The sequence below is a fragment of the Vibrio sp. 10N.286.52.C3 genome (assembly GCF_041468865.1).
In the GTDB taxonomy this organism is placed as follows: domain Bacteria; phylum Pseudomonadota; class Gammaproteobacteria; order Enterobacterales; family Vibrionaceae; genus Vibrio; species Vibrio crassostreae_C.
Genome location: NZ_JBFRJM010000036.1, coordinates 17,881 through 38,163 on the forward strand (window position 1 = coordinate 17,881; position 20,283 = coordinate 38,163).

Below are 20,283 nucleotides of genomic sequence, written 5' to 3' on the forward strand. Positions count from 1 at the left end.
AAAGAGCCCTGAAAATCAGAGCTCTTTTTTTATTCGAAATCAGATAGACCGACTTAGCGAGTACGAATCTAGCGAGAACTAAATTCTAACTGAACGTCATCGTCCTGCTTGTGCATCCAGTGTAGACGCATACCCAGCATAATCGCGGCTGACGTTAGACCGACGATGAAACCAATCCAGAAGCCGTGCGCACCCATAGGGTCAACAATCCAATCTTTCATACCCAAGATGTAACCGATAGGAAGACCAAGCAACCAGTAAGCCACAAAGGTGATGTTGAAGATTGAACGCATGTCTTTGTAGCCACGCAGAGCACCCGCAGCGATAACTTGGATGGCGTCAGTACATTGATAAACCGCCGCGAACAACAGCAACTGCATTGCAACCATAATTACTGCCGTGTTCTCTGTGTAAAGTAATGCAACCTGTTCTCTAAACAGAATCGTTAACGCCGCTGTCATAAGGGCTGTCACTAAACCAACAATGATACCCACGTGTGTCGCGATCTTCGCACCTTCGGTGTTGTTTTCGCCCAACTTATGGCCAACACGAATACTCACGGCTGCACCGATACTCATTGGAATCATGAAGACCAGCGAAGAGAAGTTGATCGCGACTTGGTGCGCGGCAACAATCAATGAACCCAATGGTGCAACTAACAGAGAAACCACCGCAAACAGAGTTACCTCGAAGAAGATAGCGGCCGCCACAGGGAAACCAAGTCTAAACAGACGAATTTGAGCTTTAAGTTGCGGCTTATGGAACGTACCGAAGATGTTGATTTTCGCCAAACGCTTTGATGTTAAAACGTAAGCGAACAGTAGTGCAAACATCACCCAATATACGATAGCCGTTGCAACGCCACAGCCAACACCACCCAGAGCAGGAGCACCAAGTTTTCCGTATACGAACATCCAGTTCAGCGGGATGTTTAATAGCAAGCCAATAAAACCAATCACCATCGCAGGCTTGGTTAAAGACATACCATCGGTAAAGCTTCGCAATGTTTGGAACAACAAAAACGCAGGTACAGCAAACATCACCGCATTCATATAGCCGATGGTCTTTTCCGCCATGAGTTGTTCAATGTCCATCCACTCCAATATCAATTGTGTTTGAAAAAGCACACCAATGATTGGAAGGGAGATGACGAGCGCTAAAAATGCGCCTTGTTGAATCTCAAATGGAATTTTGACTTGTCGACCAGAACCATTCAGCTGTGCAACGACAGGAACCAACGCCATCAATAAACCGACACCAAATAAGATTGATGGTAGCCAGATACTTGCTGCAATAGAAACCGCCGCCATATCGATAGCACTTACGCCACCGGCCATTACGGTATCAACAAAACCCATTCCAGTTTGTGCAACGGATGCGATCAATACTGGGGTCGCAAGTTTGATTAGATTCGAGGATTCTTCTTTGTAACGATGCACAAACAACTCCAAATAAGAGGGAAAATTAGAATAATAGTGTAGGAAAGGACATTCTGAAGGAATCAGAGACAATGATCTTAAGCTTCCACTGGACGAATCATAAAGAAATGTCACAATAACTGCTATGAAAAACTGTTATTAGGGCGTGTTGATCTTTCGAGCTGATTTTTGCAGCGAGTTGCTGGGCCTTTTTACAAGGCAGAGGCTTTGATGTGTAGCTAGCCTACATGAGAAGCCGATAACGTAGTAAAAATGACCAGCAAACGCTGCCCGAAGGGTTCGAGCTGGGCGCCCCCGCAAAAAGCGTTTTACTCTTTGTTGAGGGAGATTTGCTTAGGATGCTAGGCTACTTCCCCCTCGCCGCGATTAAAACGTTTTTGACTAGGCGTCCCCATCCGAACAAAATTTAACCGCGAAAGGTCAACACGCCCTAGAATGCTAAATAGGAATCTTATGTTTACAGGTATCGTTCAAGGTATGGCAACACTGGTTGCTATCAACAAAAAAGAGTCGTTTCAAAGTCATACCATTGAGCTAAGCGATGAAATGGTTGAAGGATTAGCCATTGGTGCTTCAGTAGCTCATAACGGTTGTTGCTTAACGGTAACGGAAATTTCAGGTAACCAGATTGCTTTTGAGTTAATGCAAGCGACATTGCGATTGACGAACTTAGGCCAACTGAATGCTGGTGACAAAGTGAAGCCTTATCAAGTTCAAATCATCATTTAGTGATTAAAAAAGTAATATCTCTTGTTATCAGTTTAGTCAACGATGAAGCTAGGGCAATATTACCCCAGCAACATAGTGGTACGCTGTTATCATTTTTCAGAGCTAGATAGTGCTTTTTGCGCAGCTTGACCAATAGAATCTATATCTGCATTATTTGTAGCTAGAAACTGTTCAAATAATGGCATCAAAGCTCCCATCTTTTCATCGATAGCATGACGTACAGTATCTACAACTACTTGAGTGCCACGCTCAATCTCAACATTGATATTTGAACCACTTTGCTTTTCTTCGAATGTCGTCATTCTACGAGTTTCTGGAATGAGCCAGACATCAAACCATCTTTCTTTTTTATTAACGTCAGATACAGTTAAACTCGCACCATTTAGAGCAATGTAGCCTTTGGGGAAAATGTACTTAATCCACTCTTGTGGAGTAGAAATACGGACTCGATAGTTATCATCGATTTTCTGTACGTCTAGTACAGATGTTTTGAAATCTACGTGTCCTGATAGAGGGTGTCCACCAATTTCAGCTCCATCTTTTGCTGCTCGCTCTACATTAACCCTTTGATTCTCTTCGTACTCACTTAGAGAAGTAATTTCAAGACTTTTAAACATTACATCAAACTTAACACGTGACGGTGTAACCAAGCTTGTGACAGTTAAACAAACACCATCAACAGCAACACTGGCTCCGATTTCTAAGTCTTTACAGAAACCCGCTTCAAATTCTATATCGAAGGTTCTAATGCCATTTTTGTCTTGAATTGATGAAATAGTGGCTACTGATTGAATTATTCCCGTGAACATTGCAGGTCCTCTTGTCATGCTAATTTGGCAGTATAATAGCTAGTTTGGCACTAGTAACTAGAATCGTACCATTCTGCGATGAGTTTCGCTGGTTCATACGAGCCAAACTCACTTTCAATATCAGATTAAAACTACGTTTAACTCTTATGTTTTCAATTGAAATGACAACTAATGTGCAATTTTTGTATCTGCTATCCCATAAATACAAATACATAACGGTTAAAAATAACGGGATAACGGAAGAATGGCATTATTCAACTCACAAACAGCGTCTGAAGCAGGGCGAAAGTCAAAACGAACTAAGTCGAAGCAACTTGTAATCGACCCATCACTTGATAAAGAAGAACTTACGAACAACGCACTAAACGGTGACTACGGTGCAGTTACTCAAAGACAAGTATTGTTGTTGATTATTCAACAGCACCTAAAGCAGAAAGACCGATTGCTAAAGCAAACTATCGATGAAGAAGATCTAGTCAGTGCAGCTTACTTGAAGACTCTTTCAAGAAATGAACTTGAAGAGCTGATGGAGTCACACAATGCTTAAACCAATCAAGAAAGTACTCGAAGACACAGAATCAAGTCACTGTGAAATAACTCATGTTGAGCTTCTTCGTGAAGTCGGCAGCCTAGATCAAGTCCAACGAGAAAAGCTCAAAGACGAACAGTACCAAGAAGCGGCAGAGCAGAGCCTCAAGAGTATTAGAAAGAAAATGCGCAAACATGAACAAACTCGATTGGTGTCTCAAGAAGAAGCACTACTTGAGCAATCAGATAAAGAGCGAGTTCGTCGAGAAAGACTAAAGCAGTTGGGAGGCTCGAATGAATAAAGTTCTAGCTGGACTAATCATAATGATCATGCCACTGGCAATTTCGAACATTTCATTCTCAAGCAACTATGGTGAATTGAGTTCGACATTAGATACCTTAGTTGTACAGCAGGGTGTGATGATAGAGAAAACGGATGTCTTCTTGAAAGATATTGAGTCAATTAAGCAAACAAGTATACAAAACGGTGAGCGAATAGAGTCACTAGAAAAGTTACTTGTTGATTAACCATAGCCCTCGTAGAGATACGGGGGCTTTTTTGTATTCATTAGATTACTGTCTAAGAACACACTTGAATGAATACGCTAAATGTATTCAATTAGGTTGCTATCTGCCGTGAATACAGCCTATCGTAATCGAATCTAGAGCTAAATGAATACAGTAGGTGATGTATGAGCAAAGTAGGTTATATTCGAGTCTCAACTGTTCAACAGAACACAGTCAGACAATTGGATGGCGTTGAACTCGATAAAGTGTTTATTGATAAATGCAGTGGCTCAACTACTGATAGGGAAGAACTGAAGCGACTTAAAGAGTATGTACGTGAAGGTGATACGGTTGTGGTTGATGATATTTCACGTCTTGCTCGTGACATGAAAGATCTACTTGGCTTAATCGAGTTCTTCAACTCCAAGTCGGTAGCGGTTCAGTTCATTAAAGAGAATATGTTGTTCAGTGCTGACAAGAGCAACCCGATGAACGAGCTATTGCTGAATTTGCTCGGTTCTGTGTATCAGTTTGAACGACAAATGCTACTTGAGCGTCAGGCTGAAGGCATAGCGAAAGCTAAAGCGGCAGGTAAGTACAAAGGGCGCACTGCAACAGTAGACAAGCAAGCTATCATTGATTGCCTTGAAAGTGGGTTGTCGATTCGCAAAACTGCTCAGAAGCTAAGTGTCGGGGTATCAACGGTGCAGAGAGCAAAGGCTACATTAATAGCTTGATATTATACCTGCATTATATGATTTGAATTATTTTTTCAGTAAGCTTTTGAAAAATAACAACAAAAAATATTTTTCACTTTATTTTGTTTAGAACTCTACTTTGGCAGGTTAAGGTATATACACGTCACAAGGAAGTGCGAAAACGTATATTAAACAATAGCTTAACTTGAGAGTTCAACAATGTATATTAAACAAGCACAATCACTCGACGATATGCTTCTTTCTGATTCGAATAAGAAACAGCTAAAGATTATCGCAAAAATGAAAGGTTTCTTTCTGATTCACAGTAATAGCACAGGATCAGGCAAATCGCTTGCAGCAAAAATAGTCGCTGATTCTATTTCTGACTCAGCGTTATTTATTGACGCTTCATGCGCACAGTCAGCTAAGCAGATCGACAACTTAGATAGAAAATTAGCGATGAATGATCTATCGAATTGCTCGCCAGTCGTCGTCATTGACGAAATTGATAAACTGAGTTCGCAAAAACTGCAAGCAATATCATCAGCTTATAATAAGTTCTCAACGCGTACTAATTGCGTAGTCATCATGACAGCAAACGCTATCGATAAAATTCCCGCTAACTTACTGTCACGAGTAAACGGCATAGATTTTAATCAGTTAGATAACGAAGAATTAGTAATTGCTAAAGTAGCAGAAATTGTTGATAAAGAAATCGAAGATAAGCAATTAAATAGCAAGTTTATGCAAATTATTTGCATGATTCTCAGTGCCTCGAACGGTGATATTCGCAAAGTCTTTGCATACACAGAGAAGTATCTTCTCACTCGAGAGATTGACAAAAATCCGCTTATTTCTTCAGGCTATTAAGGTGATGCTACATGAATGTTGTTAAATTAGATGATTTTATTGAACAGTCAGAGCTACAAAGTATTGCAGAATGCACTGATAGTCTTCAGCTTGTAGAGAAATATTTCGAGCAATCTGATATCAAATGGGGCTTCTGCCGCTTCACGAAAGATAAGATGACACTTACGCCGAGTGAGCTTAATGCAGACATTCAGCTCTGGTTGCAGCGTAAAAAAGTCGATGTATCGTTTCACAAGCCACGCTATGTTAACGCTGCGTTAACTCAATATGACGTGAATATGTACGATGCGACAATTGATCAGCTACGAGAGCGCTTAAAATACGACGATACGCTCTCAGATGAGTTTGTAAAGCTGAAAAAACATGCACAATTCAGTGATGATGACATACTGATTTTCAAATCTTGGATTTGGAATGTTAAGCGCACAATTAACAAATTAGAGAAAGAGCAAGTACCGATGCCGCTGCTGTTCTCTGTTGAACAGCGTTTCGGAAAGAGTACTTTCAATCAAAAATTGTACGAACCTATTGCTGAGTTAGCGTTGAGACGTGATGTTTCTAGTATCAAAGACACATTCGGTAACGGCTTGTGGCGAAAGCTGCTTGTTGTTGATTTTGATGAAATTTCTTCGATAAACAACTCAATGCTCTCAAAGTTCAAAGAATGGTGTTATGCAGATAAAGTTGCGATGCGAAATCCGAACACGTCTACGATGCTTCAATTTGAAAAAGTAACGAATGCGATAGCGTCAAGTAACGTCGATGTTAGTGATATTTTAAAAGATCCAACCGGCTCACGCCGTATTTGGCAGGTGAATTTAAAAAAGCCGCTTTTCGACGCACTAGAGCACGTAGATTTTGAAAATTTGTGGCGATGCGTAGATGAAAGTGATGTTTGCCCGCTATACGTAGACAAGAATATAGAGCGCATTACGCAAATTCAGTATGAAACTCAGCGTAGTCGTTCATCGGTTGAGATTTGGCTAGATGAATTTCGTGAGACTAATGTTAAAGCATCGTATAAAGCGTTAGAGCTTTTTGCGTTGTATGACTCATGGCGTAAAGTTAACAAAGAGAAAAGCTTGTCGAGTACTGCATTCGGCAAGCAAGTTGTACAGCTCGGGATTGAACGACGACGCAAAAATTCAGGCAATTATTACTTTTTTGATGTGTAAAAAGTGATTTAGCAACTATGCATACTATACACGCTCTACACGTTAACGTGTAGGCGGTGTATTGTAGTGTATGGTTACGCAGCTATTTTATCTGAAAATTGCGCTCTCATTTCTGAGGCAAATGCTTGTAGCCTAAATCGAGCACTCGCTGGCAATTCTATTTGTGCATAGCCACATATATCTTTGATGGTTGCAAGCGCACAACCATTTTGTATTGCATAATTAAACGCCTCAGCAATATTGGCAGAACAAGGGTTAGATCTTAGTGCCTCAATAGGCTGCTCTTGCTCAACCTTATTGTCTGCACAGAGTCCTGATGGATTTGTAACTGAATCATTAGTCGATAAAGTTGAATTGTTTGCTATGTCAGCTTGTTGTTCAGGCATGGGAATGTTGACTGTTTGTTGCTGCATTTCACATTCTATATCCCACTCGTCTAACTCATACTCACAGCCGATGAAATCGTAATCTTCTACCGTGACTCGCCCGAAAGCTTCCCCTTGAATATCAGCATCATATGTTGCCAAAAATGTGTATTGAATTTTACCAATTGAGACCGCATACAAGTAAGGTTTGCCGTTTTTCATGATGAGTAACCCTGCACTTTGTTCTGCATTCTTTCGTATTTTTGGATATCGGATGCCGCAAGTATAGAAATCGGGCTTTTTAGTTCTTTTATGACCTGATGCGCTAATTACTGGCTCACGATTTTGCTCAATAAGAGAATCAAAAAAGCGGCGTGTTTCTGCGTAAAATTCTTGATGTTGCTTTTGTGCTCTTTCTGCTCGTGACATGCCGCGATAATCCGGTGCTTTAGTATTGAAGTTCAGCCAGAGAGTTGATTTTTCTGAGATACATTCGCGATCAAGTGACAGTGCTTGAATTTTAACAGTTAAATCGGATGACGTATTACATTTGGCATTTCGGTTGTCATAAAGGCAATGAGTGAAGCCCGATACGTGATCGTCCGAAAGGTTAACGGTGCGGATGACTTGATGAGTTGTTTTTGAATTGGAGAATTCAATATATGGGATAGATGTTTCCATGAGTTATTCCTATGTCAAAGTTATATATTTCAGCTCGCCAAAGCTTAAGAGCGCAAAGAGGTGCACTGTTGGCGCAGTGCAAAAACCTGACAAGGAAGTAGTACGTTGAAAACATACGCACCTCTTTGCGCTCTCACATATATTTATATTTCTGGAGTAAAGGGATCTGGTGAAAGTTGTAGAAACAGGCAACTTTTTATTCACCTACGTCGTACTTGTTAGTAGCAAGGAAATGAACGTAAAGAACACAAAGAATGTACTGAAAGCAATGAAGTTGATGAATGTATTGAAAGTAATGAAGTCAATGAAACTAATGAAGATAACGACAAAAATTGTCGGTATCGGAGCTTCAACGCTTCGCTTTCATCAAGTAGATGGTCTTGCGGTTCTTTGGATGAGTCTCTATTGGTAGACTAAGAGACTGCTGCGCAGTCACCGTCTTGCGATAGCACTACGTGCTACCGGACAGTTTAGCTTTTGATTGCTTGTTGGTTATCTTTGACTTGTATAGCGCAAGCTAGATGCTCTTCAGTGCGATTTCAAACGGTTTCAACTGGCTAGTATACGCTTTGGTCGAATTAGTCTTTAACGTCGCTTAGAATCGATTCTAGACGTTAAACAGCTTTCGACATGGATTTACCTTGCATAAATACGGTTGAACCTGTTGATTCACTTCAATCGTAATTTCGCTTGTTTTGTTAAGCAGCAGCGGCTGCTTTTTTGGGTTTGTTAAATACAACAAACGAACGAGAGGTGAATCAAAATGCTTTGTCCAAGCTTATTATCAAGTCAAAATATCGATCCCGAAATTAGTCTTTCTAATCAACAAATCGACCGTTCTTATTTGGTTGAACGCATTTGGGATCAAATCTACGCAACTGATCAAAAAAGAAAGAGTGGTTTAACTGATAACGATTGCCGCTACTTTGACCGACTCTTAACTGCTATCAAAGAATGGAGCCAAGAAGAGCTACTGGAACTTGCAGATGCAACGCCTAGTGAGTTTAGAAAAGAATTCAGGGGGTGGTAGACATGCTTCTTGAATCAATCAGAGCCGCGACACATGAACCAGCCATACGTTTTAAGACTGACACAACAGAAGCGCGTCAGCGGGTCGTTAACCTTACTGTTGCTGAAGTGCGCAAGAAAGCCGAACAAGGCGAGACTGTTGCACAGTTGACGCTCGATCACGTATCTAACGCCCAATATCAGTTAGTTGACTGGCTACTGTCGTATTTTGAAAAGGAAGGGTTTAGATTTGGTGGTTCATTGAAGATGTGATTGTTTAGGAACATATCGACTAACATGCTATTTTTTAGATAAATGTCACGAACCGTGTAAACGCCTAGTGGTTATAATTTTACATCTTAGTTGGTAAAAAATTGTTAATAACAAGAAGGATAATAATGACTAACTTTTCTAAAACAACATTGGCGTCATTCATCACATTGTCTTTAATCGGTTGTGGTGGAGGGGGGGGAGGCTCAAGTGATGAGACCGTCGCTCAAACGCTTTCAGGCAAGGTGATCGATGGATATATTTCCGGTGCAACTGTATTTCTAGACTTGAATTTTAATGGCAAGCTTGATGAGGGTGAGCCAAGTGCCGTTACCGACATCAACGGAGACTTTGATTTAAAATTGAGTGGAGCATCTGCACGATGTTCCGAATATGTCCCTACAGTTACTTTAGTGCCAGTTGGCGCGATAGATTCTGATTATCCCGACACACCTATTGAAGAAGCTTACACTATGGTTTCACCTCCTAGCTTTGCTATGGGGACTAACGAAGACCTCTTAAACCTTACACCGCTAACTAGTATAGTTTGGTCGTCAGTGGAAAAAGAGCTGGCTGAAGCAGGGCAATCCCTTTCTTGTGACGCTATTGTGGCTGAGCAAGAGCTACGTGCTAACATTTCAGGTAGATTAGAACAGCAAGAGCATCGTTTTGCATCTCGATACAACATTACAGTTGAAGAACTTTACGGTGATTATGTCGAGAGTGGAAACACAGAGTTACATACCTTCGCGCAGTCACTAGTTCCGGGCTTGCAAGCTTCTTATGCTGAAACACTTGAACTTGAAGCTAGTTATCCAAATGCCGACTATGTGTACGTCGAGTATTTTCTTGGAATGCTCGATTTTGATGAGCTTTACGATGACAAGTGGTACCGGAAAGAATTTGTACAAGCATCCACAGGGAATTGGGATACAAAAACTAATCTGATGACCGATGACCTACTCAGTCGGTTAGCAGTTGTAGAGCAGTATTCGCAACGAACTAAGCTGACGGATACAATTGAGTACGAAGACAATATGTATATGACAAGGGATACAAACTGGACTAACGAAAACCCTTCATATAACTGTGGTGCCAATGAGAGTTACATGCAGAGGTCAGAGATCTCCTACGGATTCGCCAATCAGGCAACTAATGTGACTGCGTACGATGTGATGCCTATTAGCTCTTGGGAAGACTGTCAATCAATGGATCGCGTTGCCTACAATCATTCACAGGAATTAATTACTAAAGTATATTATCCCGGAACAACGACTCCGTATACAGAGTCGCACCATTCGTATGTGTCCGATGACCCAGGCGATACATCTGGCATGGAGCACTTAATCGGTTTGGGAGATAACCTCGACAACTTAGACGGCTCGGAATTGAACAGCCTAAATTACATTGATACTTCGTTCGAAAATACAGACGACTATGGTTCTGTCGGCTGGCGTCGAATTATGAATGTGTACACAGGTGACGAAAGCCGTCAAACACAAACGGTTCATGTTCACACAAATACCGACTCATATACGGTCTACACATACAACCCTGATGGTACGCACTCTAAGCTATGCGGTCTTTGGTCCACTGGTGAGCTGGCTGATAATTGTCACCCCGCGCAGTAAACGAATTACAGAGGGTTCTTTGAACCCTCTGTAATGACAGTTAAAAAATGCTCGCTTCAATCTTCTTCACCCAATATCTTATCGATAACTTGTTCTATCTGCTCAAATGATCCATTCATTCGCGCCTTTCTCAACGCCACTAAATCAGACAACTTGCCAGTTGAACTGTTAAGAATTGAAGTGGCATCATGCTTTGACAAATCATCGGTAAAGTCAGACACGTCCATTTCTTCTTGAACTCTATCTAGTTCAAACAAAGCATTAAAAACAGTAAGTTGAGTAGTGACTTTCGAACCTAGTACAGATTTCTTGGCGACATCACGCGCTAGTTGTCCAACATAGGTATCTGAAACCGTTGGTGCCTTGGATCGCATCAACTGCTTTTCATACTCAATTGATTGGGCGAGAGAATTACAGTGAATAACCATACATCTTAATTCTGTAAGCGCGTCGGTAACACTGGTTGATAAGTAGTTGCTACTTGCAATTTCATCATCAATAGCGCGGCTATGTTGTTTAAAGCTCGTTAATTCAATTGGTTTAACAGTGATTCCTGATGTTGTGAGAGTTTGTTCTTCCGCTTCTTCTAAGCGTTCTAGTTTTAACTCGGCAGCATATAAAGCGGCTTCTAGTTCTTTAATTCGTTGTTGTTCTTTAGATACTTTCATCTTTTACACTACTAAGTTACGTTGATTGATTCGAAGCCATTCACGGAAAGCGTTACTATCTGTTTTAACTACGGGATTAGGCATGCTTGAGTAGTGCCGACACTCTCGAAGAAACTGACCGAGGTACTTGCCGTGAAGCAAGTACGTAATGTCGTCAGCCAAGTCTTCCATTGACCCCCTAGTACCTAGTCGTGGTTCAACTGTTGCAAGGTAATCAATTGGTTTGTCTTTTAATACGTTGTCGAATTCTGCTTGATATGCCATAACAGCGTTTGGTGATTGTTGTTCAAGTCGCGCCAATCGACTAACAACACTGTAAAAGAATACACCATCTAGTGCAGATGCAGTTTTTTTCATTTCTTGGAAGTACATATTCAAATCCCGTTTCTAATAATTATTGTTTCGGCTTTCGCTAGCCAGTAGTTGGCAGCTAATAAATCTTCTCTTTGTGACACCGTAATGTCGTTACGATCTAACTGACGTTGAACCCAGTTCTTGAATTGAGAACTAGTGAAAGTCATTTGCTCGTGGGTTAGGGTAGTGCGACCAACAGCGAATTTAAGATCTTCACTTGTTTTATCGAAGGCATAGAGTACTTGAGACTCTTCTTTGTTCTTTTTAAGTTGTTCACTCTCAGCTTGTTGCCTAATGCGCTTTAGCTCGCTCTCATGAGCGGATAGAAGCGTTTCTAAGTCATCATCGTCTAGCCATTGATTCAGGCTACCAGCAACACGACAAGAAGCTTGGAATGCTTCAGGAACTTGATATTGAATGGCATCAAGAACAGCACTAGCAAGCCACTTGTTTGAACTATCACGTTGAACATGATTCAAGTTAATTTGCATAACCAAGTTCTCCTAAACGTGCTCTAAAACGATTAACGTACTTGAGTACTGTGTTCCGTGAACAACCGTTTTCACGAGCTAATGAAGTAATTGATTTGAGACCTAAGCACGACAAGATAGCCAGTTCGGCACTGGCTGCCTCATCAAACCGCTCTGGTCTACCACCTGCGTGTTTTTTCATTTCTTCTGCCTTTTGTAAAATTAGAGTTGCCGCTTTGTGCACCACTAGCACGGCGAACTAGCAGGAATCGTGGGGTGCATGAGAAGATGCATTTCTCATATGCAAGTATTTATATAGAGTTTCTGATCAGGTTTTTGAGCATGAAAAAGCCCTCGACGTGATGCGAGGGCTAGAGGGGTTAAAGTTTGGCGTTGATGACTGCTTTTAGTTGTTTACTTGCGGGTTCTACGTTGTCTATTGCTAGAAATGCAGCTTTGATTTCGTTGATTGTTATTGCTGGCATTTATATCGACCCACGACCTTATTTAGAGTGTGCTAGTTTTGCTTGCATTCACTGTAAATGATAGTGATGGCAGGACAAATGCAATAGGTTGAGTTGTACCTGCCATACTCAGTAATCAGAGGTAACGACTCTTTAAGTGCTCTTTAAAGTAAATACCGTTCAGAGTTTCGCCAGTTGCTTGTGTCACTAGCTCGTCGGTGGTTAGCAAACTGCTTTTACTCCAGACCTTCTCTGACAGCCAGTTAAAGATTGGCGACAAGTCACCAAAATACTGCCAAGAATGACTACTATAGAGCAACTATTTTCGATACTTTACGAATACTCAGTAATCGCTGTATATCATCTTTAGTTATTTCGCGAGGTGATACGATTATGTCAGTCGGGTATTTGTAGTTCTTACTTGTGTAGTCGACAGAAACCGCGTGAAAGCCATTCTCAATGGCTTTTTCAAAAGAAGCGTGTCTTTGGTATTGATTTGCTGATAAACCCATAGAAAGAAGTACACGACGTTTGAAGACAAACGGTTCGGTGATTGTCTCTAGCAGTAACTCAAATTCATCTTTCTCTTTTGGTAGGGCTTCAATGGCGACAGTTACCAAATCGGCTGCATATGCTTCAAGTGGGTAATGATGCTTGCCATTTTTAATATCTTCTTCGGTAAAGCAGACTTTGTCCAAGGCTTCGTTAATTGAACGCATCTCTAGAGCTTGTTCTGTAACCAATAGCTTTACATATGCCTTCTTCCTGCGGTTTAACGGAGTAGGGATGTAGTACCAGTGTACTTTGTTATCAATGGTTTTAATGGTCACGGTATCTTCTACAATTCTAATTTCTTTGACCAGCCGTTGAACAACTTCTCTTGCTTCTAATTTGTCTTCATCTGAACCGCTAATGTACACTTTTTTCTTTTCACGCCAGTTCTTAACGTCGTCTAAAGAAATGAATGAATTTGAATGAGCATGGTTCTCTTGCTCGATAGTCAATTGATCATTCAGCTCTTGAATCTTGACTGACAAATCACTTAGTCGGTCTTGGTCAGTTAGATCAAATGCAAGTGGGTTGTCAAACATTATCTTCTTCAATGTTGAAAGTTGATGTTGATAAGCACCGATTTGTTGTTGAATAGATTCAATTTTCTTCTTGTCTGGCTCTACGGGTACTATCTGATGTTCAGATAGGCATGAAAGTACAATATGGTCTAGAAGCTGCTGCCTTGCATAGAAGCCACAGGCACACTCGGGTGAAGAACATTTATAGATGCCACCATTTTCACGAGACCCAATAGCAACTGTGTCTTTGCAATACAAACGACTAATACCACCAAGTATTGAGTAGCTAATACGACGGTTGTCATGAATCTTGTAGCTGTCTTTAATAGCTCTAATTCGATGAAACTCATCTTTGGTACAAGCTGCGGGATAATAATCTTTTAATATGAATGTAGAGTAGATTTTCTTCTTCTCTGGGTATCTATTAGTAGCATCTAAGTCGAGCAATGTTATTTGTCTGTCTCCGTAAAGACATTCGCTTTTAAATATGCTCGCGACAGAATCAACGGTTAGGTCAACACCATGTTTTCTTAGATAGTCTCTACAAGCAACGTTCCCCTTTCCATCCAAAGCCATTTGACAAATATTTTTAGCTAATTGAAATTTTTGTTCATCGATGTAACAAACGTTGTCTTTTGCGTAGGCGTAGAAGGGGAGTCCAGTTGAAACGTTGTAAGGGTTGCCACACGACGCACGTTCACCAGTTTGGTACTGCTTGATACGCTTACGCATAGCAGCAAGCGTTATGGCTTGTTTTTTACGCGATTCTTCGCCTGCCAGATCGAAGCTAAGAGTAGCGAGTATCTGGCTAACAGAATCATTTGGTTTGTACTCACGGTTGTCCATTGTTGTTAATATTGAGACACCGCTACGCATGATCTGAAGATATAACCAGAATGCGTCATCTAGGTTTGCGCGTGAGATACGATCTAGTGCTCGAACTAGTAGATAGTCACCAGCTTGAACGTCGAGATTATTCTTGTCAGCCATATCGGTCAGGAAGTCACCGAGCTTACCAGCGAGATTTTTTTGATGAAAAGCACTCCGACCGTGATCGGAGTATACTTTCCCAAGTTCTGCCCCGTATCGCTGGCAGTATTCGTTTATCATGTCGTCGTCAGTTTGCAAGCCAAGCGATAAACCAGACTCGACCTGTCCTAGTGTGCTCACACGAGCATAGACGTGTATCTTCGGTGCTCTCATAAATCCCTCATCTTTTTAATCATGTTAACATGATTAACCCAAATTTAGGCAATGTTGAGCGTGCAGCAAAGTTTGGTGACGAAATTGGCGGGCATAGCATGTCTGGCCACATTACTCTGATGGCTAACCTAGTCGATGTGATTAAAACAGAAAACAACCGTACACTTTGGTTCGAACTACCAGAAGAATCGATGAAGTACGTATTGAGTAAGGGTTACATTGGTGTTGATGGTTGTTCATTGACGATTGGTGAAGTGGAAGAGAACCGTTTCTCTGTTCACCTGATCCCAGAAACTCTGAATCGTACTCTGTTTGGCGGCCGTGAAGTAGGCGACCAAGTAAACATTGAGTTCGATCCACAAACGCAGGCAATTGTTGATACTGTCGAGCGTGTATTAGCGAACCAGAAATAGCCACTAAGCGCATTGAATCGGTGGCAATAAAATCACACCGATGACCAAATTAAAAAAGAGCACGTGAGGTGCTCTTTTTTGATCATGGTTTAAACGAGAAACTGATTGTCAGAATACTTGTTCATCATCGGCATCAATCGAAAGGTTGATTCTGTCTCTTACTTCGTCAACCTGCATATCCAAATGAATGGCATTGCAACACGCTGGACAATCATCATAGAAGTCTTGGCTACCATTAGATGCATCAAGCGTGATGTTAATACCGTGCCCACAATGCGGACAGGAGACATGTTTCTCTGTGTATTTATGCATGGCAAATTCTCCTCACTGTAACTGATACCAATCGTATTCGGTTATAAACAGCTGTAATTGGTATTAAACGGCCTGTATTTTCTGAATGCATGCTTCAGTGTGTGCTAAATATTCGCCGCCAAATTGATTGCAGTGGTTAAGAAGATGGTACAAGTTGTAAATGTCTTTCCGATCAGTATAGCCAACGTCGAGTGGATTGACGCTCTGGTAACCTTCATAAAACTCTTTAGGGAAACCTTCAAACAATTCAGTTAACGCCAAATCACACTCATGGTCCCCCCAGTAACAAGCAGGGTCGTAGCAAATTGGGCCAAACGCAGAGTTAGCAACATTGCCATTCCAAAGATCCCCATGAAGCAAAGAAGGGCGAGGGTTGTGGCCAGCAAGACGCATATTCACCACATCAACGATGTCATCGATATCACCAAACTCGATGCCTTTCTCTTTGAGCAGTTGCAGTTGGAAACCAATGCGTTGCTCAGAGAAAAAGCGACCCCATTTCTTATGCCAAGGGTTGGGTTGAAGTGTGCTGCCGATATAGTTGTCTTGGTCGCAACCAAACTCTTTTTGCTCGCCCCATTGATGAAGCCGCGCAAGCTGAACGCCGAAATCGAAGCTATTGTTGCCCGTCTCGAGCGGTTTGGTCGGCAAGTAATTCAGAATAATGAACGAGCACTCTTTGGTTTTGCCAATAAGCACCAACTCAGGAACGTAAACAGTGGAGGTTTCTCTTAACAAGCGTAAGTTCTCAGCTTCAATTTCAAACTTAGGTAAAAATTCTCGCTGATTCACTTTCACAAAGTAACGCTCATTACCATCGCTGATCATATAGCAATCGTTAATGTCGCCACCAGAAACCTTGGTACGTTCAGTAATCTGAAAGTTAAATAGAAGAGTATCTGAAAGTTGTTGAGAAATGGCCTGCCACATAGGAAATCCTCAAAGACTGAAAGTTAAAAAGATTGAAGGTTAGAAATACTGTTTGTTTAATAGCAATAGTTTAGGATAAATCTGAACAATTTATAGACGCACTCGTCAATGTTCTTAGCTCTTCTTCATCTTACGTAGAATCAATTGGCCGAATTGTGAACTCGAACTGATTCAAGCTCTTTGAAATACAAACATAAATTGAAAACCTGACGTGATGAAATAGTTTGGAACTGGTCTCACAATCGAAACGGTTTTGAACGCCACAAACTGGAAAAGAGGTTTGAGCTTGTTATTGTCTAGCGACTAAATCAAATGAGCTTTTAGAGTAAGTTGAAAGGGCTATTGTTAACTGGCGCAATACTTTGCTTCAAAGTTTGTCTTACACTTCTTTAGCGTGAATTTACTTATGTCGTAAGTAGGCAGGTATACCACATAAAGCTATATCGATTTAATTTTAAGCTGAAATACTAACTAGGATCATTTAAATGTAGTTTTGGGCAATAAAGTGATGACAAATAGCTTCATTTACATAGTATTAGGCAAGTACGTATTAATCTGCTCTAGAGCTTAAAACGGAGAATTATTGTGGTTGTAGAAACCGATGGCTATTTGGCTTTAATCGAGCACCTATCATTCAACCTTGATGTGTTTACCAATAGTAATGGTGATACTGGAAACGAAAGTGTCGAAGACATTGTTACCGACATGATTTCAACAAACATCATGGCTATTTTCGAGCAAAACCCAGAGTTGCATTCGAGCGTTCGTTTTCAACTTTTGAAAGAAGCAGATGCCGTAGTAGCGGATCTTGGTGAAGTATTAGCGGGTGTGTGGGCTAAGAAAGCGACTAACGAACAAATTGTATTCCTCGATGAGTACATCGCGTTAGTGAAGAACCTGTTTGATACTGCTGTTGCTAAATACGATTAACGGTTTGTTTGCTCATTTATCGTCGTAATTAATCAGCATAATAACAACGGGCGTTTAAGTCGTATCTTTCTAGAGTTACCTCGCTCAGCGGTTTATCTTTCGAACCGCTATAAACGCCTAAAGTGCCAAAACTTGGATGCCCAGTAAGGGTTATCTAACCTAGAAATAATGACACCTTTCGATGTCGAGGCATGTAGAAATTGGTTGTTTCCTAAATAAACGCCTACATGTCGCACCGTCATCGAAGTCTTGAAAAACACCAAGTCACCGCTTGTTGCCTGCCCATACGCAATTTCTTTTCCCTTTTTACTCTGGTCTTTTGTGGTTCTTGGTAGAGCTTGTTGAGTCGCATTTTGCACGGCGATTTGAACAAAAGCAGAGCAATCTATACCTCGAAATGAGGTCCCACCGAAATGGTATGGCACGCCTTTCCACTGTTCATACACGCTCATATAAGCGTTTGTAGTCAATTGTTCTGACTTTGATAGGGGTTTCTGTGCGGTTTGACTAAGCTGAGAAGGCGAAGGTGACGAGCTACAAGCAGCCAATGTTGCTAAAGTTATTGTAACTACAGCCATTTTTCTGATTTTCATATGTAACTCTTCTGACAAAAAACTGAAATAAAAACGTCATCAAGGACTTCTAGTATACGACCTAACTTAAGGATATCTCTTTTCGTAGTCAAACTGGATTTCACATGCCCGACACAAATTTATCAATAAAACCCTCACGTTATACATTCTCGCTCATTCAAACCGTCACTGCTGTATTTATTTCCATTCTTTTACTTGTTACTTTTTTATCAATGGTTAGCATTCGGGGCGTTGAACGGGTCGGGGGACATTTTGATGCACTCTCGGAACAAGCATTACCCCTTGCTCTACATAATGCCGAATTAACGCAAAGCGTATTAGAACAAGTAAAACTTCTCACTTACAGCACCCAATCAACCGACTTAGATACACTGAATGCCACAAGGGGCTCAATTGACCAACTCGCGACAGAGAGCAATACCACGCTAGAGGAACTCCTTTTTATCTCCCAATCTTTTCCTGATGCAATCTCTTTAGAGCAACAACAAAACCTTGTCGATGACATGGCGCAACTGCAAACCATGACCAACACGGTACTGCTGGCGCAGATCGAAATTCAAAGTAAGCAAAATCTGATCGACAGTAAAATGGGCGAGTTCCGTTATGGCGTAGGATCTATCGGACCAGAAATGAATCGAATCAGCTCATTCTTGGTTGAAGACAACCCAGAAGCGAGCGATGCAGCGAACCGATTTACATCCAGCGCGTCTGCTATGGCGAACACCTTCTTGATGCTGATGATGCAATCTGACATTGATAAAGCACAAGACGAATACCGTCAATTGAGAAACCGAATCGCTGGTCTGAACTTGGCTTACAGCGACTTTGCCGATTGGCACCCAGATATCGCTGAGTTCGCGAGCTTGACGGCGCCTTACGAGATGGTGAAAGAAGGCTTTACCGAAGAAGGCGTAATCAAACAAATCCTCTTGAAACTCGAACTGGTTCAGCAGCAAGAGCAAAACTTAACGCAAGTCATTAACTTAGCGAACACCGTCATTAGCACATTGAATCAGCTGTCTTCCACCGCTTCCCACCTGATTGATGAAAGTGAACTGGTTGTAAATCAAACCATCACCAATATTGATCGTGTGTTGTTTATCAGCGGGCTAGTGATTGCCGTAATCATTGTGATTTCATGGTTCGTGTTACGCCGTTGGATGAATAAAGGGCTTAAAAACATAACTCAACAGTTGAGTTCACTGGCAGATCATGACTTCTCTAAACAGAGTGAATTGCTTGGGCCGCTAGAGCTTCAAGTTATCACTTCAAAACTCAATACGGTCGTTGATTCCACCGCGGACTCGGTTCGTTTAGTAACGCGTAACTGTGAGACGCTTTATCAAACGGCTGAAGTAAGCCATGACGCTGCAGAGCAAACCAATTCGAGCTTGAACGAACAGAACGAATCACTTCAGAATATGATCACCACCATTACTGAGCTGGAAGCATCGATTGGTGAGATTGCTCGTATTTCTAACGCATCGAACGACGATGCTCAAATAGCAGAAGATGAGTCAGTGAGTGGCAGCCAAGTGGTTGGCCTTAACCAACAACGATTACAAGCGCTTGAGCAATCTCTTAGCATGAGTGAAGAGTCGATGGCTGACTTGGATGGTCGAGTGAAACAGATTCGTGAAATGGTCGATATGATCAGCGGAATCGCTGAAAACACCAACTTATTGGCACTGAACGCTGCGATAGAAGCAGCGCGAGCAGGTGAACAAGGTCGAGGTTTTGCGGTAGTTGCAGACGAAGTGCGTAAATTGGCGAGCGGCACATCCCAGCAAACCACCAATATTCGTAGCATGATGAACGAGCTAGTAGCGGCAGCCGATCGCTCACGTGCTTCTGTAACGGAATCGAGAAGTGAGATGGCCAATGCACTGGAAACCAGTGGCGATGTAAGACAAGCCTTCGAGAAAATCGAATTTGCGGTTAGCCAGATCAAAGGGCGTGTTGAGCAAATCATGGTGGCTACCGAAGAACAAGCTCGTGCAACTGTCGATGTTACCCATTCAATCACTCGAGTATCTGAGCAGGGCGAGAATACTAAGCTGCAACTTGAATCTATGATCGAGAGTTCAGAGCAAGTCGGAGAGATAGCAGGGCACCAACAAGCCATGCTTCATAAGTACGTGCTGAAATAGACGAGCGTGATAGTTA

The 20,283-nt window shown here is 41.6% G+C and carries 23 protein-coding genes and 3 pseudogenes; 14 read left to right on the plus strand and 12 right to left on the minus strand.

What is annotated here, in order from left to right; all coding sequences use genetic code 11:
* Positions 1–68 precede the first annotated feature (68 nt).
* Positions 69–1,439, minus strand: a complete 1,371-nt coding sequence (locus AB4138_RS14405; RefSeq protein ID WP_017063888.1) for an MATE family efflux transporter — start codon at positions 1,437–1,439, stop codon at positions 69–71.
* 453 nt (positions 1,440–1,892) lie between these two features.
* On the opposite strand from AB4138_RS14405, the pseudogene AB4138_RS14410 reads away from it, so the two are divergent.
* Positions 1,893–2,138: pseudogene (locus AB4138_RS14410) on the plus strand (riboflavin synthase); the annotation flags it as partial.
* Between the two features lie 119 nt (positions 2,139–2,257).
* Here AB4138_RS14410 and AB4138_RS14415 read toward each other — a convergent pair.
* Positions 2,258–2,977 carry a riboflavin synthase subunit alpha gene (locus AB4138_RS14415; RefSeq protein ID WP_102494168.1) on the minus strand — a complete coding sequence of 240 codons (720 nt, stop codon included), beginning with the start codon at positions 2,975–2,977 and terminating at the stop codon, positions 2,258–2,260.
* Positions 2,978–3,221: 244 nt separating this feature from the next.
* On the opposite strand from AB4138_RS14415, the gene AB4138_RS14420 reads away from it, so the two are divergent.
* From AB4138_RS14420 to AB4138_RS14445, 6 genes are all read left to right on the plus strand, one after another.
* Positions 3,222–3,524 (plus strand): hypothetical protein, encoded by a 303-nt coding sequence (locus AB4138_RS14420; RefSeq protein WP_102494167.1) that lies wholly within the window; start codon positions 3,222–3,224, stop codon positions 3,522–3,524.
* Positions 3,517–3,807: a hypothetical protein gene (locus tag AB4138_RS14425; protein ID WP_102494166.1), complete on the plus strand. Its 291-nt coding sequence runs from the start codon at positions 3,517–3,519 to the stop codon at positions 3,805–3,807. The genes AB4138_RS14420 and AB4138_RS14425 overlap by 8 nt, the downstream gene beginning before the upstream one ends.
* On the plus strand, positions 3,800–4,033 hold the full coding sequence (locus AB4138_RS14430; RefSeq protein ID WP_102494165.1) for a hypothetical protein: 234 nt from the start codon (positions 3,800–3,802) through the stop codon (positions 4,031–4,033). Before AB4138_RS14425 ends, AB4138_RS14430 begins: the two co-directional genes overlap by 8 nt.
* Positions 4,034–4,197: 164 nt before the next feature.
* Positions 4,198–4,749: a recombinase family protein gene (locus AB4138_RS14435; protein WP_102494164.1), complete on the plus strand. Its 552-nt coding sequence runs from the start codon at positions 4,198–4,200 to the stop codon at positions 4,747–4,749.
* A gap of 180 nt (positions 4,750–4,929) precedes the next feature.
* Positions 4,930–5,580 (plus strand): AAA family ATPase, encoded by a 651-nt coding sequence (locus AB4138_RS14440; protein WP_372306534.1) that lies wholly within the window; start codon positions 4,930–4,932, stop codon positions 5,578–5,580.
* An 11-nt stretch (positions 5,581–5,591) separates the two neighbouring features.
* On the plus strand, positions 5,592–6,755 hold the full coding sequence (locus AB4138_RS14445) for a VapE domain-containing protein (RefSeq protein ID WP_102494162.1): 1,164 nt from the start codon (positions 5,592–5,594) through the stop codon (positions 6,753–6,755).
* A 74-nt stretch (positions 6,756–6,829) separates the two neighbouring features.
* Here AB4138_RS14445 and AB4138_RS14450 read toward each other — a convergent pair whose 3' ends face one another.
* Entirely contained in the window at positions 6,830–7,801 is a 972-nt protein-coding gene (locus AB4138_RS14450) for a hypothetical protein (RefSeq protein ID WP_372306537.1), read from the minus strand.
* Between the two features lie 232 nt (positions 7,802–8,033).
* Here AB4138_RS14450 and AB4138_RS14455 point away from each other — a divergent pair, with 232 nt between their 5' ends.
* The 4 genes from AB4138_RS14455 (at position 8,034) to AB4138_RS14470 (ending at position 10,710) form a co-directional block, all read left to right on the plus strand.
* Positions 8,034–8,213 (plus strand): hypothetical protein, encoded by a 180-nt coding sequence (locus AB4138_RS14455; RefSeq protein ID WP_133153342.1) that lies wholly within the window; start codon positions 8,034–8,036, stop codon positions 8,211–8,213.
* Positions 8,214–8,564: 351 nt separating this feature from the next.
* Positions 8,565–8,831 carry a hypothetical protein gene (locus AB4138_RS14460; RefSeq protein ID WP_102494159.1) on the plus strand — a complete coding sequence of 89 codons (267 nt, stop codon included), beginning with the start codon at positions 8,565–8,567 and terminating at the stop codon, positions 8,829–8,831.
* 2 nt (positions 8,832–8,833) lie between these two features.
* On the plus strand, positions 8,834–9,082 hold the full coding sequence (locus AB4138_RS14465) for a hypothetical protein (protein ID WP_372306540.1): 249 nt from the start codon (positions 8,834–8,836) through the stop codon (positions 9,080–9,082).
* A gap of 125 nt (positions 9,083–9,207) precedes the next feature.
* Positions 9,208–10,710 carry a hypothetical protein gene (locus tag AB4138_RS14470; RefSeq protein ID WP_102494157.1) on the plus strand — a complete coding sequence of 501 codons (1,503 nt, stop codon included), beginning with the start codon at positions 9,208–9,210 and terminating at the stop codon, positions 10,708–10,710.
* A gap of 56 nt (positions 10,711–10,766) precedes the next feature.
* Here AB4138_RS14470 and AB4138_RS14475 read toward each other — a convergent pair whose 3' ends face one another.
* From AB4138_RS14475 to AB4138_RS14500, 6 genes and pseudogenes are all read right to left on the minus strand, one after another.
* A complete protein-coding gene (locus AB4138_RS14475) occupies positions 10,767–11,378 on the minus strand; it encodes a hypothetical protein (protein ID WP_372306543.1) in 612 nt (203 codons plus the stop codon).
* A 3-nt stretch (positions 11,379–11,381) separates the two neighbouring features.
* Positions 11,382–11,750, minus strand: coding sequence for a hypothetical protein (locus AB4138_RS14480; RefSeq protein ID WP_102494155.1), 369 nt, complete (start codon positions 11,748–11,750; stop codon positions 11,382–11,384).
* A 2-nt stretch (positions 11,751–11,752) separates the two neighbouring features.
* On the minus strand, positions 11,753–12,223 hold the full coding sequence (locus AB4138_RS14485; protein WP_102494154.1) for a hypothetical protein: 471 nt from the start codon (positions 12,221–12,223) through the stop codon (positions 11,753–11,755).
* A complete protein-coding gene (locus AB4138_RS14490; protein ID WP_102494153.1) occupies positions 12,213–12,404 on the minus strand; it encodes a hypothetical protein in 192 nt (63 codons plus the stop codon). Before AB4138_RS14490 ends, AB4138_RS14485 begins: the two co-directional genes overlap by 11 nt.
* 398 nt (positions 12,405–12,802) lie before the next feature.
* A pseudogene (locus AB4138_RS14495) lies at positions 12,803–12,952 on the minus strand (carboxypeptidase); the annotation flags it as partial.
* A 22-nt stretch (positions 12,953–12,974) separates the two neighbouring features.
* Positions 12,975–14,939: a recombinase family protein gene (locus tag AB4138_RS14500; protein ID WP_102494151.1), complete on the minus strand. Its 1,965-nt coding sequence runs from the start codon at positions 14,937–14,939 to the stop codon at positions 12,975–12,977.
* Between the two features lie 50 nt (positions 14,940–14,989).
* Between AB4138_RS14500 and AB4138_RS14505 the strand changes: the two are divergent.
* Positions 14,990–15,352 (plus strand): annotated as a pseudogene (locus AB4138_RS14505) (riboflavin synthase subunit alpha); the annotation flags it as partial.
* Positions 15,353–15,460: 108 nt separating this feature from the next.
* On the opposite strand, the gene AB4138_RS14510 reads toward AB4138_RS14505, so the two are convergent.
* Together AB4138_RS14510 and AB4138_RS14515 are read right to left on the minus strand one after the other, a co-directional pair.
* Positions 15,461–15,664, minus strand: coding sequence for a CPXCG motif-containing cysteine-rich protein (locus tag AB4138_RS14510; RefSeq protein WP_017059600.1), 204 nt, complete (start codon positions 15,662–15,664; stop codon positions 15,461–15,463).
* A gap of 63 nt (positions 15,665–15,727) precedes the next feature.
* A complete protein-coding gene (locus tag AB4138_RS14515; protein ID WP_017059601.1) occupies positions 15,728–16,594 on the minus strand; it encodes a fructosamine kinase family protein in 867 nt (288 codons plus the stop codon).
* Positions 16,595–17,179: 585 nt separating this feature from the next.
* Between AB4138_RS14515 and AB4138_RS14520 the strand changes: the two genes are divergently transcribed.
* On the plus strand, positions 17,180–17,524 hold the full coding sequence (locus AB4138_RS14520) for a DUF3802 family protein (RefSeq protein ID WP_010440912.1): 345 nt from the start codon (positions 17,180–17,182) through the stop codon (positions 17,522–17,524).
* A gap of 107 nt (positions 17,525–17,631) precedes the next feature.
* Here AB4138_RS14520 and AB4138_RS14525 read toward each other — a convergent pair whose 3' ends face one another.
* Positions 17,632–18,117, minus strand: coding sequence for a C40 family peptidase (locus AB4138_RS14525; RefSeq protein WP_017059602.1), 486 nt, complete (start codon positions 18,115–18,117; stop codon positions 17,632–17,634).
* 104 nt (positions 18,118–18,221) lie between these two features.
* On the opposite strand from AB4138_RS14525, the gene AB4138_RS14530 reads away from it, so the two are divergent.
* Positions 18,222–20,267 carry a methyl-accepting chemotaxis protein gene (locus AB4138_RS14530; protein ID WP_372164005.1) on the plus strand — a complete coding sequence of 682 codons (2,046 nt, stop codon included), beginning with the start codon at positions 18,222–18,224 and terminating at the stop codon, positions 20,265–20,267.
* The last annotated feature ends 16 nt before the right edge of the window (positions 20,268–20,283 follow it).